Source organism: Halomonas sp. ND22Bw, assembly GCF_003011945.1.
Lineage (GTDB): Bacteria > Pseudomonadota > Gammaproteobacteria > Pseudomonadales > Halomonadaceae > Halomonas > Halomonas halophila.
Map to the genome: position 1 here is coordinate 1 of NZ_PXWD01000318.1, position 374 is coordinate 374.

Sequence of the window (374 nt, forward strand, 5' to 3'; positions counted from 1 at the left end):
CCGTTGTCGCGAAGATGAGGTTGCGCCTGTGCCGCTTGTATGGCGAATTCATGCCCATACACTGAAGGCAAAAGACGTGATGTCGTCCGATAGTCCGTGAAGCGGGAGGTAAGATTGTCTGAAGATCCGTGGCGACAGTACGGGAAGGATCTAATTGGAGGATATGTCGGCTGGTTTTGGGACCAAGTGAACGAGCTGGAGAAAAAATATCTGCGTTGCTTCTGGACCGGTCTGGTGTTCAGCTTGCTCGCGACGATGTTTGCGGCGATGCCGAAGACGCTCTCTGCTGGGCTTACCCTCCACGGAGAAGACCTGGTTGGCTGGTTGGTCGTCGTCTTCTCATCGTTGGCGACGTTCTTCAACGTGACTCTTGT

1 protein-coding gene is annotated in these 374 nt (G+C 54.0%); it reads left to right on the forward strand.

All coding sequences use genetic code 11. The annotated features are described in order from the left end of the window. Positions 1 to 114: 114 nt before the first annotated feature. Positions 115 to 374: hypothetical protein (locus tag CVH10_RS18245; RefSeq protein ID WP_146143031.1), on the forward strand; the 260-nt coding region annotated here is incomplete at its 3' end.